This window comes from Streptomyces sp. NPDC007856 (assembly GCF_042868225.1).
In the GTDB taxonomy this organism is placed as follows: domain Bacteria; phylum Actinomycetota; class Actinomycetes; order Streptomycetales; family Streptomycetaceae; genus Streptomyces.
The window spans coordinates 1-13,324 of the sequence record NZ_JBIAEC010000008.1; the positions used below are offsets into that span (position 1 = coordinate 1).

Here is a 13,324-nt window from a genome sequence, read left to right on the forward strand (position 1 = left end):
GTTGATAGGCCGGATCTGGAAGCCAGGTAACTGGTGGAGGTGACCGGTACTAATAGGCCGAGGGCTTGTCCTCAGTTGCTCGCGTCCACTGTGTTGGTTCTGAAACCACGAACAGCCCCGCCATCCGATGGCGGTCCGGTTGTCAGTTTCATAGTGTTTCGGTGGTCATAGCGTGAGGGAAACGCCCGGTTACATTCCGAACCCGGAAGCTAAGCCTCACAGCGCCGATGGTACTGCAGGGGGGACCCTGTGGGAGAGTAGGACACCGCCGAACAATTCTTGGGAAAGGCCCACGCCGGATGGCGTGGGCCTTTCTGCGTTTAGGGGAACCGCATTACCCCGAAGGGCGGCAGAGCCAGGGCGGATTCAGAGCCGGCCCGCCGCCTTCAGAGCCAGATACGCATCCGCCAGTGCCGGCGCCAGATCCTCCGGCGTCGCGTCCACAACCGTCACGCCGTGCCGTCGAAGCTGCTCAGCCGTGCGCTGACGCTCGCTCTGCGCCTGAGCCGCCGCCGCTGCCTCGTACACCGCCTCCGCGCTGCCCCGGGACTCTGCCATGCGGGCGATGTGTGGGTCGGCCACCGAAGCGACCAGAAGGGTATGCCGCTGAGTGAGCTGCGGAAGCACGGGGAGCAGACCCTGCTCCACGGGGGCCGCGTCGAGCGTCGTGAGCAGCACGATCAGGGATCGGCGGGGGGCCGTACGCAGAGCTGCGCCGGTGAGGCCCCGAGCATCGGTCTCGACGAGTTCCGGTTCCAGCGGTGCCATCGCGTTCACCAGGCCCGGCAGTACGTCTCCTGCCGAGCGGCCTTGGACCAGGGCCCGCACCCGGCGGTCGTACGCCAGGAGTGCCACGCGGTCGCCGGCCCTGGATGCCAGGGCCGCGAGGAGGAGTGCGGCGTCCATGGAGGCGTCGAGGCGCGGTGCGTCGCCCACGCGGCCGGCGGAGGTGCGGCCGGTGTCCAGGACGAGCAGGATGTGACGGTCGCGTTCGGGGCGCCAGGTGCGGACGGCGACGGCGGACTGGCGGGCGGTGGCTCGCCAGTCGATCGAGCGGGTGTCGTCCCCGGGGACGTACTCGCGCAGACTGTCGAATTCCGTTCCCTCGCCGCGGGTCAGCACGCTGGTGCGGCCGTCGAGTTCACGCAATCGGGCGAGTTTGGACGGGAGATGCTTTCGGCTGGTGAAAGGGGGCAGAACTCGTACGGACCAGGGCAGCTTGTGGGCGCCTTGGCGGGAGAACAGTCCGAGGGGGCCGTAGGAGCGGATCGTCACGCGGTCGGCGTGGCGGTCGCCGCGGCGGGTGGGGCGCAGCCTTGTCGTCACGCGTCGGCGTTCGCCCGGGGGGACGGTCAGTCGGTGCCGGGAGGCCTCGATCTCGGTGCCCGGCTCCCAGCTGCTCGGCGGCCATGCGTCACGCAGCCGTGCCCGCAGAAGGCGGCGGGACGGGTTGGTGACCGTGAGCGTGACGTCGGCGGTCTCCCCGAGGCGGGTGGAGGTGTCTCCGGACCGGGAGAGGACGAGGCGTCGTACGGGGGCGGCGAGCGCGTAGTCGCAGGCGCAGGCGAGGGCCAGGGGGCCGTTGACCGCGAGGATGCCCGTCCAGCCGGGTTCCAGGATGCCGACGGGGATCGAACCGAGGGCCGCGAGGAGGGCGGCGCGTCCGGTGAGTGCCATCAGCGGGGGACCGGGACGTGGGCGAGGATGGCGTTGATGACGGAGTCCGCCGTCACGCCCTCCATCTCGGCCTCGGGGCGCAGCTGGACCCGGTGCCGCAGGCTGGGCAGGGCGAGGGCCTTGACGTCGTCGGGGATGACGTAGTCGCGGCCCGTGAGCCAGGCCCAGGCGCGCGAGGTGGCCAGGAGGGCGGTGGCGCCGCGGGGGGAGACACCGAGGGTGAGGGAGGGCGACTCACGGGTGGCGCGGCAGATGTCCACGACGTAGGCGGTGATCTCGGGGGACACGGTCGTCTTCGCGACGGCGGCGCGGGCCGCTTCCAGGCCGGCGGGGCCGGCGACGGGGCGCAGGCCGGCGGCGCGCAGGTCGCGCGGGTTGAAGCCCGAGGCGTGCCGGGTCAGGACGTCGATCTCGTCCTGGCGGGACGGCAGAGGGATTGTCAGTTTGAGCAGGAAACGGTCGAGTTGGGCTTCGGGGAGGGGGTACGTGCCCTCGTACTCGACCGGGTTCTGCGTCGCGGCGACGAGGAACGGTTCGGGGAGCGGGCGCGGGGTGCCGTCGACCGTGACCTGGCGCTCCTCCATGGCTTCGAGGAGGGAGGACTGGGTCTTGGGCGGGGTGCGGTTGATCTCGTCCGCGAGCAGGAGGTTGGTGAAGACCGGGCCCTCCTGGAAGGAGAACTCGGCGGTGCGGGTGTCGTAGACGAGGGATCCGGTGACGTCGCTCGGCATCAGGTCGGGAGTGAACTGGACGCGCTTGGTGTCGAGTTCGAGTGCAGATGCCAGGGCGCGGACGAGCAACGTCTTGGCGACTCCGGGGACTCCTTCAAGGAGAACGTGTCCGCGGCAGAGGAGGGCGACGACGAGGCCGGTCACGGCGGGGTCCTGGCCGACCACGGCTTTGGCGATCTCGGCGCGCAGAGCCTCCAGGGAGGCTCGGGCGGCGTCCGAATCCCCGGTGTTCCCGGCGTTGTCAGTGGTCGGGTCCATCATGAACGGCGTACCTCTCTTTCGAGGGCGTCGAGTTGGTCGGTGAGTGCGATGAGAGCCGCGTCGTCGCCGGGCGGCGGTCCGAAGAGGAGCGAGTGCAGGGCCTGTTGCTCGCCGGTGAGGTGGGCGGACAGGGCGGGGAGCAGGGCCTCGGGCGTGTGCGCCTGGGTGACGGGGATGCCGACGAGGGGGGCGAGGCGGGTGCGGGTGGTGGAGCGAAGAGCGGCGGCCGCGCGGTCGCGGGCGTCGGCCTTGCGGTAGAGGCGGGCTCGTCCTTCGGCGGTCTCGGAGGCGCGGATCGCGACGGGGAGTCTTTCGGGCACGAGGGGGCCGAAGCGGCGTGCCCGCCAGAAGGCGGCGAGTACCGCTGCGATGAAGAGCTGCAGGGTGCCCCAGAGCCAGCCCGAGGGGAGCAGATCGAGGAAGTTCTTCTGGTCGCCGGTGCCGGTGGCCGAGGTGTCGGAGAGCGAGGGGAGGTACCAGACCAGATGGGGGCGGGAGCCGAGGAGTTGGAGGGCGAGCGAGGCGTTGCCCTGCTTGTCGAGGCGGTCGTTGTAGAGGATGTCGGGCGCGCCGAGCACGACGGTGTCGCCGCTCCCGGATGTCTCGGGGATGCGCAGCAGGGTGGCGAGGCGCGCACTGGGGTAGCAGCGGTCGGCGCCGAGGCGGGTGGTGGTGTAGCGGATGCCGCCGGTGTCGGCGCTGCCCGCGCGCCGGGCCGCGGGCAGGGTGCAGTGGGGGGCGAGCGTGGTGGCGCTGCTGGTGGCGGGGTCTGCGGTGACTCCCGGGGCGAGCCGTTCGACGGAGGGGGTGCCCGCCGCGACCAGGACGGTGCGCCCGCCAGAGGTGGCGGTGACCGCGCGCAGTTGGGCTTGTTGACGGTCCGTCAGGAGGTCGGGTGCGGCGACCAGAAGAGTGGTGTCCGGCCCAGCGGCGTCCCGTGCGGCGCCGAGCGAGGTGACCACGCGCGTGGCGACGCCCCGGTCGGCGAGGAGTTGAGCGACGGCACGGCTGCCATAGGGGTCGGCGGAGCGCGGGTCCAGTGCGCCGTGCCGGACGGTGGAGCGTACGGCCGCCATGGCGACGGCCGCCACCAGGATCAGCACGGCGGCGAGTGCGATGCCTCGCGCGCGCGTCCATACCTGGCGGGCGGTGGGCGCGGTGGAGGTCGTCGGCAGCGCGGCCTCGGCGGTCACTCGGCGGCCCCCTGGTGGGCGGTGGGGGCCGTGCTGGTGGTGCTGTGGGTGAGGGCGGGTCTGGCGCGTTCCAGGTCACGGTCGAGTTCGGCGATGCGGTGGTACGACTGCTCGGTCGCCCTGCGACCGCCGTATGTGACGTCGTCGAACTCGCGGGCCGCGGCCCGCAGTCGGTCGGTGTGTGCGGGCAGGGACCGGCCGGCTTCGGCCGCCGCTTCGTCGGCGGTGCGGCCCGGGCGGACGTCGAGCAGAGTGCGTTCCTCCAGGGAGCGGACGATGGCCCGCATGCGTTCCTGCACGGCCTGGTTCCAGTGGCCCTGGGCCGCGTGTGCCTCGGCGGCCGCGCGGTGTTCGGCGGCGCTGCGGGGGCGGTCGTCGAACAGGGCGGCGGCGGAGGAGGAGGTGGGTTGCCGGCGCGGGGTGCCCAGGCGCCACCACAGGGCGGCCAGGACGGCGACGACGAACAGGACCACGACGACCAGGCCGATCGTGCCGCCGGGTGTCGCCGAGGCGGCCGAGTCGAGCAGCCGGCCGAGCCAGTCCCAGAAGGCGTTCAGGGCACGTTGGAACAGCCCGGGTTCGTTCTCGTGGTACAGCCGCTTGGACAGTTCGCGGCGTGCCGCCTCCCGCGCGGGATCACGCGGGATGGTCAGGGGCGGCTCGTCTCCCGAGCCGCCTGCTGCGCGGACGGCCGTGTCCGCCGCGCGCAGCAGGCCTCGTACGACCGTGCCGCCGGCGCCGGACGGGGCCGTCGCCGCGAGCACTCCCCCCGTGAGACTCACCGCATCAGCTCCCCGGGACGGGGCCGGGCCCGGCGGTGTTCTGGACACCGGCGGCGCGGACCAGTTCGAGGTCGAGGGCTTCGCGGCGGATGCGCTGGTCGATGTAGAGGAGCACGGTGACGCCCGCGCTGATCGGCAGGGTGAGCGTGGTGCCGATCAGGGCGCCGATACCCCGGATGATCAGGGCGGTCCAACCGATGTGCCCGCCGCTGGTACCGAGCACGTCGCTCGTGCTGTCGCCGCTGGCGGCGGCCCCGATGAGGGTGAAGGGGATGGAGATGACCGACGCGACGATGACGGTGATGAGCAGGGTGAGCAGCACGATGCCGAAGGTGCGCCACCAGGAGCCGCGGACGAGCTTCGCGGAGCGCTTCAGGGACTTCACGATGCCCTGCCGCTCCAGCATCAGAGCGGGCGCGGCCAGGTAGAAGCGGATCCCCAGCCATATCGCGACGACGGTGGCCGCGAGGAAGCCGAGCACGAACAGGGCGGCTCCGCCGTTCCTGTTGCCGGCGAGCAGGAGGAGGAGGCCGGGCAGTCCACCGACGACCACGACACCGGCGAAGATCAGGCCGAGCAGAATGAGCAGTCCGAGGAGTTTCAGGATCTGCGGGCGGGATTCGCGCCAGGCCTCGCCGGCGGTGATCGACCTGCCGAGGACGGCCCGGCTGGTGATGGTCGTGAGCAGGGCGGTCAAAAGGATGATGGCGACCGTCCGGATCACCGAGACGATGCCGGTGCCGATCATGGTCTCGCGCAGGGCGTGGAGCGCTTCGTCGGGGCTGGCGTTGTTCGGGTCGTTGATCGTCGTCTGGACGGTGGTGTCGTTCAGGACGAGGCCCTGCAGCAGGACCATGCTGGTGTTCAGGAGCAGGGACACCGCCAGCGAGATGCCGAGGACCGTGCGCCAGTGCGCGCGCATGGTGGAGACGGCGCCGTCGAGGATCTCGCCGACGCCGAGCGGGCGCAGCGGGATGACGCCGGGCTTGGCCGCGGGCGGGGGACCGCCCCAGCCGCCGCCCCAGGCTCCGTATCCGCCGGGGTTGCCGTACCCGCCAGGAGGGCCGCCGTACCCGCCAGGAGGGCCGCCGTACCCGCCAGGAGGGCCTCCGTAGCCGCCGGGAGGGCGGCCGTACCCGCCGCCGTATCCGCCGTATCCGCCGGGCGGTTGTCCGGTCCGGCCCGCGCCGGGCGGCGGGGGTGGCGGGGTCTGGTGAGCGCCGGGGGCACCGGTGGGCGCGGACCACTGGCCGGGTGGCGGCTGCTCCTTGGACCACTTTCCGCCTGGGCCCTGCGCGTCGGCATGCGGCTGCGCCGGGGGTGCGGTGTCGCCGGGGCGGTCGGCAGGCTCGGCGGGACCGGACGCGCCGGGTTCCCGCCCCTCGTTCGACGGGGCGGTTCCGGGCGAGGCCCAGCCCGGAGTGTCTGTCATCGAAGCTCCTTCTCGGTGCCCGTCCGCGGTCGCCGCGGCAGGTTGGCAGCCATCGTGCCATGGGGTGGTCATCAAGGGACCGGCCGCGGTGGGCGCTGGATGCCTTCAATTGTCCGCCGGATCCGGGGCAGACTGACCGCATGGCTGATCAGCAGGCGCGAACCGACGGAGACAAGCGGCCGACCGAGATACCTGCGATCCGATGGGAGGAACCACCCGAAGGCCCGGTGGTCGTGCTTCTCGACCAGACCCGGCTGCCGGCCGAAGAGGTCGAGCTGGTGTGCACGGACGCGCCGGCGCTGGTGGAGGCGATCAGTTCGCTCGCCGTGCGCGGGGCGCCGCTGCTCGGGATCGCGGGGGCGTACGGTGTCGCGCTCGCCGCCGCGCGCGGATTCGACGTGGCCGAGGCGGCGCAGGCCCTCGAGGGCGCCCGGCCCACCGCGGTGAACCTGTCCGTCGGCGTGCGCCGCGCCCAGGCCGCGTATCAGGCCGGGCTGGCGAAGAGCGGCGATCCCACCGAGGCGGCGACGGCGGCGCTGGCCGCTGCGCGGGCGCTGCACCGGGAGGACGCCGAGGCCAGCGCCCGGATGGCGGCTCACGGACTGGCGCTGCTGGACGAACTGGTGCCCGGCGGCGGGCACCGGATCCTCACCCACTGCAACAGCGGCTCGCTGGTGTCGGGGGGTGAGGGCACGGCCTTCGCGGTGGCCCTCAAGGCGCACCGCGAGGGGCGGCTGCGCCGGCTGTGGGTGGACGAGACGCGTCCGCTGCTGCAGGGTGCGCGCCTCACGGCGTACGAGGCGGCCCGCACGGGCATGGCGTACACCCTGCTCACCGACAGCGCGGCGGGTTCGCTGCTCGCGGCCGGCGAGGTGGACGCGGTGCTGATCGGGGCGGACCGGATCGCGGCCGACGGCTCGGTGGCGAACAAGGTGGGGAGCTATCCGCTCGCCGTGCTGGCGCGGTACCACCATGTGCCGTTCATCGTGGTGGCTCCGGTGACGACGGTCGACCCGGGCACCCCCGACGGGGCGTCCATCGAGGTCGAGCAGCGACCCGGCTTCGAGGTCACCGAGATAGCGGTGCCTCAGGTGCCGGTGACGGGAGCGGGAGGCGGGGTGCCGGTGGCGCCCCTGGGGACCCAGGCGTACAACCCGGCGTTCGACGTGACGCCGCCCGAGCTGGTGACGGCCATCGTCACCGAGGAGGGTGCCGTCTCACCCGTGACGGCCGAGGCTCTCGCGGAGCTGTGTGCCAGGTCGCGCCAGGTGACGACCAGCTGATGGGCTGATGCCGGCTCGACGGTCGGCGGACGGGGGCAGACAGTGACGGCTCCGTACGACTATCGTCACCGGCCAGTGACCTCCCTCACCAGGGCGCCTGTCGCTGTTATGAGAATGGGATGATGTCGTTTATGAAGGGACGAGTCCTTGTCGTCGACGACGACACCGCACTGGCCGAGATGCTCGGCATCGTGCTGCGTGGTGAAGGTTTTGAGCCGTCTTTCGTAGCCGACGGCGACAAGGCGCTGGCCGCTTTCCGGGAGACCAAGCCGGATCTGGTCCTGCTCGACCTGATGCTGCCCGGTCGGGACGGCATCGAGGTGTGCCGGCTGATCCGGGCCGAGTCCGGGGTGCCGATCGTGATGCTCACGGCGAAGAGCGACACCGTCGACGTGGTCGTGGGCCTGGAGTCGGGCGCCGACGACTACATCGTCAAGCCGTTCAAGCCGAAGGAGCTGGTCGCCCGGATCCGGGCGCGGCTGCGGAGGTCGGAGGAGCCGGCGCCGGAGCAGCTGACCATAGGTGACCTGGTCATCGATGTGGCCGGCCACTCGGTGAAGCGGGACGGGCAGTCGATCGCGCTGACCCCGCTGGAGTTCGACCTGCTGGTCGCGCTCGCCCGCAAGCCGTGGCAGGTGTTCACCCGTGAGGTGCTGCTGGAGCAGGTGTGGGGCTACCGGCACGCCGCCGATACCCGGCTTGTCAATGTGCACGTCCAGCGGCTGCGTTCCAAGGTCGAGAAGGACCCGGAGCGGCCCGAGATCGTGGTGACCGTCCGTGGTGTCGGTTACAAGGCGGGGCCGAGCTGACATGTCCGGGGACAGCGCCGCTTCGGCACCCGGCCGGTCCGGGGCCCGTCCGGGGCGGCCTGTCGGCCGGACGGCGGGTGCCCGGTTCAGGAATCTCTTCGAGGGCGGGCTGCTCGAGGGCGGGGTCCAGGGCAGTCCGGTCATCAGGCTGCTGCTGCGCTGGGTGCGCCGTCCGCTGCTGCCGGTGATGCGGCTGTGGCGGCGCAACATCCAGCTGCGGGTCGTCGCCACCACGCTCGTGATGTCCCTGGGCGTCGTGCTGCTGCTGGGCTTCGTCGTGATCGGGCAGGTGCGCAACGGCCTGCTGGACGCGAAGGTGAGGGCCTCGCAGAGCCAGGCCACGGGTGGCTTCGCGGTGGCCAAGCAGAAGGCGGACGAGGCGGCCAGCGGCGCCGGTACGGGTGCGGCCGCCGGCAGCGGCACCGCCGACGGCACCGCGACCGCGGACGGCCGGCAGTCTCAGAACGTCATCCAGTGGATGAGCGACCTCGTGGAATCGCTGTCCAGCGGCGGCGCGGGCGCCTTCGACGTCGTCACGCTGCCCGTCGGCGACGACAGCGGCGGCGGCCGCAGCCCGCGCGGTTCCGGGAACGTCAACCCGACCTCCAGCATCCCCGACGACCTGCGTGAACGGGTCAACAGCGGTACGACGGCCGCCCAGAGCTACACCCGGATCGTCTACGCCAACGGCAAGGAGTCGCAGCCGGCGCTGGTCATCGGCAAGCAGGTCAACGACCCCAACGGGCGGCCGTACGAGCTGTATTACCTCTTCCCGCTCACGCAGGAGGAGAAGTCCCTGAGCCTGGTCAAGGGCACTCTGGCGACCGCGGGGTTGTTCGTGGTCGTGCTGCTCGGGGCCATCGCCTGGCTGGTGGTGCGCCAGGTCGTCACGCCGGTGCGGATGGCGGCCGGGATCGCGGAGCGGCTGTCGGCCGGGCGGCTGCAGGAGCGGATGAAGGTCACCGGCGAGGACGACATCGCCCGACTGGGCGAGGCCTTCAACAAGATGGCGCAGAACCTCCAGGTGAAGATCCAGCAGCTGGAGGACCTGTCGCGGATGCAGCGCCGGTTCGTGTCGGACGTCTCGCACGAGCTGCGCACCCCGCTGACCACTGTCCGCATGGCCGCCGACGTCATCCATGAGGCACGCGAGGACTTCGACCCGGTGACCGCGCGCTCGGCCGAGCTGCTCGCCGACCAGCTGGACCGCTTCGAGTCGCTCCTCGCGGACCTGCTGGAGATCAGCCGCTTCGACGCGGGCGCGGCGGCCCTGGAGGCCGAGCCGATAGACCTCCGGGAGGTCGTCCGGCGTGTGGTCAGCGGCGCCGAGCCGCTCGCCGAGCGCAAGGGCACGCACATACGCGTGGTCGGCGATCAGCAGCCCGTCGTGGCCGAGGCCGACCCCCGCCGTGTGGAGCGCGTGCTGCGCAACCTCGTCGTCAACGCCGTGGAGCACGGTGAGGGCAAGGACGTCGTCGTCAAGCTCGCTGCGGCGGGCGGCGCGGTCGCCGTCGCGGTGCGCGACTACGGCGTGGGACTCAAGCCGGGCGAGGCCACGCGCGTGTTCAGCCGCTTCTGGCGGGCGGATCCGGCACGCGCGCGTACCACCGGCGGTACGGGCCTCGGGCTGTCGATCGCGCTGGAGGACGCGCGGTTGCACGGCGGCTGGCTGCAGGCCTGGGGCGAGCCGGGCGGCGGCTCCCAGTTCCGGCTGACGCTGCCCAGGACCGCTGACGAGCCGCTGCGGGGCTCGCCGATACCGCTGGAGCCCAAGGACTCGCGCCGCAACCGCGGCCTCGACGAGGCCGGTCTGCCCGGCGGAGGCGAGGAGAAGCGGGCGACCGTTCCCGTGCAGCAGAGCGGCGCCCAGGCGCCCGCGCTGCCGCCGCGCGCCCCTGCTGGGCCCACCGCCGGTCCGGCCGCGCTGCCCGGCAACGGAAACGGCGCACGCGTGGTACCCCGGCCCACCGGTGGCGCACGGCGTGCGGACGACAGGCCCACCACGCGTCCGGCACCCGATGCGGGCGCGGCCCGGCCGGATGCGGCCGACAAGGAGGACTCGACCGAGCCAGGGGAGGCATTTCGTGGGCGCTGACCGCAAGGGGGGCGCCCGGCCGCGGCCGGGACGCGCGTTGGCCTACGCCGCCCTGGGGACCGTACTGCTGGCCGGGTGCGCCTCGATGCCGGACAGCGGGGACCTGCGGAACGTGGAGTCCACGCCGCGGCAGGACACGGGGGTCCGGGTGTTCGCCATGCCGCCGGCCGAGGGTGCCGGGCCCGCCGAGATCATGCAGGGCTTCCTGGAGGCGCTGACCAGCGACGACCCGGCGTACGACACGGCGCGCAAGTACCTGACGCCCGACGCGGCGCACACCTGGCGGCAGGAGCAGTCGACCACGGTCCTCGCCAACGGGCCGAGCATCGAGCCCGACTGCCGGCCGGGCGCGGGGCCGGACCGGGCGGGCAGCGCGACCTGTGTCCTCGCCGGCAGCATGGTCGCGACCGTGGACGCGCAGCAGGCGTACGAGCCGGTCGGCGGCTCCTACCGCAAGAAGGTGCATCTGACGCGGGACCCCAAGAACGGCCAGTGGCGCATCGACGCGCTGCCCGACGGGGTCGTCATGGGCAAGTCGGACTTCCAGCGCAACTACACGCCCGTCGACAAGTACTACTTCGCCTCCGACACGGCGGTGGGGTCCGCGGGGGAGCCGGTGGCGGTCGCCGATCCGGTGTTCGTGCGCAGCAAGGTGGACCCGATGACGCAGATGGTCCGCTCGCTGCTGAGCGGCCCCACCCGCTGGCTCGGGCCGGTCGTCAGGTCCAGCTTCCCGACCGGTACGGCCCTGCAGAAGGACGTGTCGGGGCTGGCTCCGGACGACCAGAACAAGCTGACCGTGCCGCTGAACCTCAAGGAGTCCCAGGTCGCGGCGACCAAGTGCACCGAGATGGCGACGCAGCTGCTGTTCACGCTGCGGAACCTGGCGCCGACGCTGGAGTCCGTCGAGCTGCAGGGCGTCGGCGGTCACCGGCTGTGCGACCTGAGCGAGGAGCGCGCCGAGGCCACCGCCTGGCACGGGTCGGCCAAGAGCCCCGAGAACCTGTACTACCTCGACGGCAAGCACCGGCTGGTGCGGATGCCGACCGGGAGCACCACCACCAGCGCCGTACCGGTGCCGGGTCCGCTGGGCGAGGGCGGCAAGGCGTTCGAGTCGGTCGCGGTGTCGCGGGACGAGCACAGCGCGGCCGGCGTCGGCGACCAGGGGAAGTCGTTGTACGTGACGTCGCTGGCGTCGGGCGGTTCGCTGGGTCAGGCCCTGGTGACCAGCCAGGGTGCGACCCTGGACGAGCGGCTGACCACACCGAGCTGGGACGCCCGCGGCGACCTGTGGGTGGCCGACCGGGACCCGCGCCGTCCCCGGCTGTACGTGCTGCAGCAGGGCGCCGCCAAACCGGCGGAGGTCGCGGTCCCGGACCTGCCCGGCCGGATCACGGACGCACGGGTCGCCGCCGACGGCGTGCGGATCGCGCTCGTCGTGGAGAAGAAGGACGGCAAGCAGTCCCTGCTGATCGGCCGGGTCCAGCGCGACGACGGCACCGGGCAGGACACGTCGGTGGTCGAACTGCGGTCGGCCGCGCCCGACCTGGAGCAGGTCAGCGCCCTGTCGTGGGCCGGGGACAGCAGGCTGCTCGTGGCCGGCCGGGAGCAGGGCGGCGTGCTGCAGATGCGGTACGTCCAGGTCGACGGCTCCACGCTCGACGGTCCGGCACCGGGCGCGCTCACAGGCGTGAAGTCGATCGCCGCGTCCGAGGACGAGCGGGTGCCGCTGGTGGCCTCCTCACAGGACGACGGGATCGTACGGCTGCCGTCCGGATCGCAGTGGCAGAAGGTCGACAAGGACGGGACGGCGCCGGTCTATCCGGGCTGAGCGTCGCGTCAGGCACCGCCCCTTCCCCGTGTGGGTGAGGGGCGGTGCGCGTTTCCTCGGGTTGTCCACAGGGCGTTTTCCACAGGGGTGGCCGGGCCGCTTCCGCCTTGGCACAGTGGTGGACATGCGGGGGTGGTGGCAGGACCTCACCGACCTGGTGCTGCCGACGGACTGCGCGGGCTGCGGAGCACCTCGTGCGGTGCTGTGCCCGCGGTGCCGGGCCGCGCTGTGCGGGCGCGCGCCACGGCGGGTGCGGCCGGTGCCGGAGCCGGCCGGGCTGCCGGTGGTGCATGCGGTGGCTCCGTACGCGGAGGAGGTGCGCACGCTGCTTCTGGCGCACAAGGAGCGGGGCGCGCTGGCCCTCGCGGGAGCACTGGGTGCGGCCCTGGCGCGAGCCGTGCGGGCGGGGCTCGACGCCGGTTTCGGGCCCGTGCTGCTCGTGCCCGTGCCCTCCGCGCGGTGGGCCGTGCGGGCGCGCGGGCACGATCCGGTGCGGCGGATGGCGCTCGCGGCGGCCGGGGCGCTGCGGCGCACCGGTACGCCGGCCAGGGTGGCGGCCGTGCTGCGGCAGCGGCGGCCGGTGGCGGACCAGGCCGGGCTGGACGCTCGGCGGCGCCTGGCGAACCTCACGGGTGCGCTGGAGGTGACGGCGGGCGGTGGCCGGCTGCTCGGCGCGGGACGCGTCGTGCTCGTCGACGACCTGATCACGACGGGCGCCAGCCTCGCGGAGGCGGCGCGGGCTGTCCGGGAGGTGGCAGAGGAGGGAACTGGAGTGAGAACAGTCGTGTACGGAGCCGTAACTCGGGAAGGAAGGGATGAACGACGGATCGGAGCACGATGGGAGAGTGGGAAGTGGGTGCATGGTGCACCGGAAAAGGCGGCTGTGAACACTCTCCGGCATGCGCTCCATGCGGCCGTGATCGCCGCCCCGCTGGATTCTTTCGAAATGAACAGGAACTGATCGCTGACTTGCATCGTTGCAGGTAGCGGGAGGGGTAATTCACCTGAACGGAGGTACGCCGGAGTAGAGGGTGACGACATCCGTCCGGGCGAGATATGTTCGGTTGTGAGGAAAGGCGCAGGCCACACCTCTCATATCGGAATGCCGTGCCACGGGTTTTCGGCAATCACCCGTGGCGGTGGGGTGCAGATCTCGCCCTTGGGGGAGGAGGAGGTGGAAGTCACCGAGTCCGAGGTCCGGTGCTCACCGGATCTGGTGCAAAAGGGAGA

At 72.3% G+C, this 13,324-nt stretch carries 10 protein-coding genes and 1 rRNA gene; 6 read left to right on the top strand and 5 right to left on the bottom strand.

Going from position 1 to position 13,324, the window contains the following annotated elements; all coding sequences use genetic code 11:
* Positions 1-157: 157 nt before the first annotated feature.
* A 5S ribosomal RNA gene (gene rrf, locus ACFYOH_RS19975) occupies positions 158-274 on the top strand.
* A gap of 92 nt (positions 275-366) precedes the next feature.
* On the opposite strand, the gene ACFYOH_RS19980 is transcribed toward rrf, so the two are convergent.
* The 5 genes from ACFYOH_RS19980 to ACFYOH_RS20000 are packed head-to-tail and all read right to left on the bottom strand — an operon-like array spanning position 367 to position 6,076.
* On the bottom strand, positions 367-1,677 hold the full coding sequence (locus ACFYOH_RS19980) for a DUF58 domain-containing protein (protein WP_388627228.1): 1,311 nt from the start codon (positions 1,675-1,677) through the stop codon (positions 367-369).
* Positions 1,677-2,666 carry an AAA family ATPase gene (locus ACFYOH_RS19985; RefSeq protein ID WP_388627727.1) on the bottom strand — a complete coding sequence of 330 codons (990 nt, stop codon included), beginning with the start codon at positions 2,664-2,666 and terminating at the stop codon, positions 1,677-1,679. The genes ACFYOH_RS19980 and ACFYOH_RS19985 overlap by 1 nt, the downstream gene beginning before the upstream one ends.
* On the bottom strand, positions 2,666-3,862 hold the full coding sequence (locus ACFYOH_RS19990; RefSeq protein ID WP_388627230.1) for a DUF4350 domain-containing protein: 1,197 nt from the start codon (positions 3,860-3,862) through the stop codon (positions 2,666-2,668). The genes ACFYOH_RS19985 and ACFYOH_RS19990 overlap by 1 nt, the downstream gene beginning before the upstream one ends.
* Positions 3,859-4,644, bottom strand: coding sequence for a DUF4129 domain-containing protein (locus ACFYOH_RS19995; RefSeq protein WP_388627231.1), 786 nt, complete (start codon positions 4,642-4,644; stop codon positions 3,859-3,861). The genes ACFYOH_RS19990 and ACFYOH_RS19995 overlap by 4 nt, the downstream gene beginning before the upstream one ends.
* A gap of 4 nt (positions 4,645-4,648) precedes the next feature.
* Complete coding sequence (locus tag ACFYOH_RS20000; RefSeq protein WP_388627233.1) at positions 4,649-6,076, bottom strand: glycerophosphoryl diester phosphodiesterase membrane domain-containing protein; 1,428 nt, start codon at positions 6,074-6,076, stop codon at positions 4,649-4,651.
* A gap of 140 nt (positions 6,077-6,216) precedes the next feature.
* On the opposite strand from ACFYOH_RS20000, the gene mtnA reads away from it, so the two are divergent.
* From mtnA to ACFYOH_RS20025, 5 genes are all read left to right on the top strand, one after another.
* The gene (gene mtnA / locus ACFYOH_RS20005; RefSeq protein WP_388627234.1) at positions 6,217-7,359 is read left to right on the top strand and encodes an S-methyl-5-thioribose-1-phosphate isomerase; all 1,143 of its coding nucleotides are present in this window, start codon (positions 6,217-6,219) and stop codon (positions 7,357-7,359) included.
* 119 nt (positions 7,360-7,478) lie between these two features.
* Positions 7,479-8,168: a two-component system response regulator MtrA gene (gene mtrA, locus ACFYOH_RS20010; RefSeq protein ID WP_191870552.1), complete on the top strand. Its 690-nt coding sequence runs from the start codon at positions 7,479-7,481 to the stop codon at positions 8,166-8,168.
* A gap of 1 nt (position 8,169) precedes the next feature.
* Positions 8,170-10,263, top strand: a complete 2,094-nt coding sequence (gene mtrB, locus ACFYOH_RS20015) for an MtrAB system histidine kinase MtrB (RefSeq protein ID WP_388627236.1) — start codon at positions 8,170-8,172, stop codon at positions 10,261-10,263.
* Positions 10,253-12,094: an LpqB family beta-propeller domain-containing protein gene (locus ACFYOH_RS20020; protein ID WP_388627238.1), complete on the top strand. Its 1,842-nt coding sequence runs from the start codon at positions 10,253-10,255 to the stop codon at positions 12,092-12,094. The genes mtrB and ACFYOH_RS20020 overlap by 11 nt, the downstream gene beginning before the upstream one ends.
* A gap of 124 nt (positions 12,095-12,218) precedes the next feature.
* Positions 12,219-13,055: a ComF family protein gene (locus ACFYOH_RS20025; RefSeq protein WP_388627240.1), complete on the top strand. Its 837-nt coding sequence runs from the start codon at positions 12,219-12,221 to the stop codon at positions 13,053-13,055.
* Positions 13,056-13,324 lie beyond the last annotated feature (269 nt).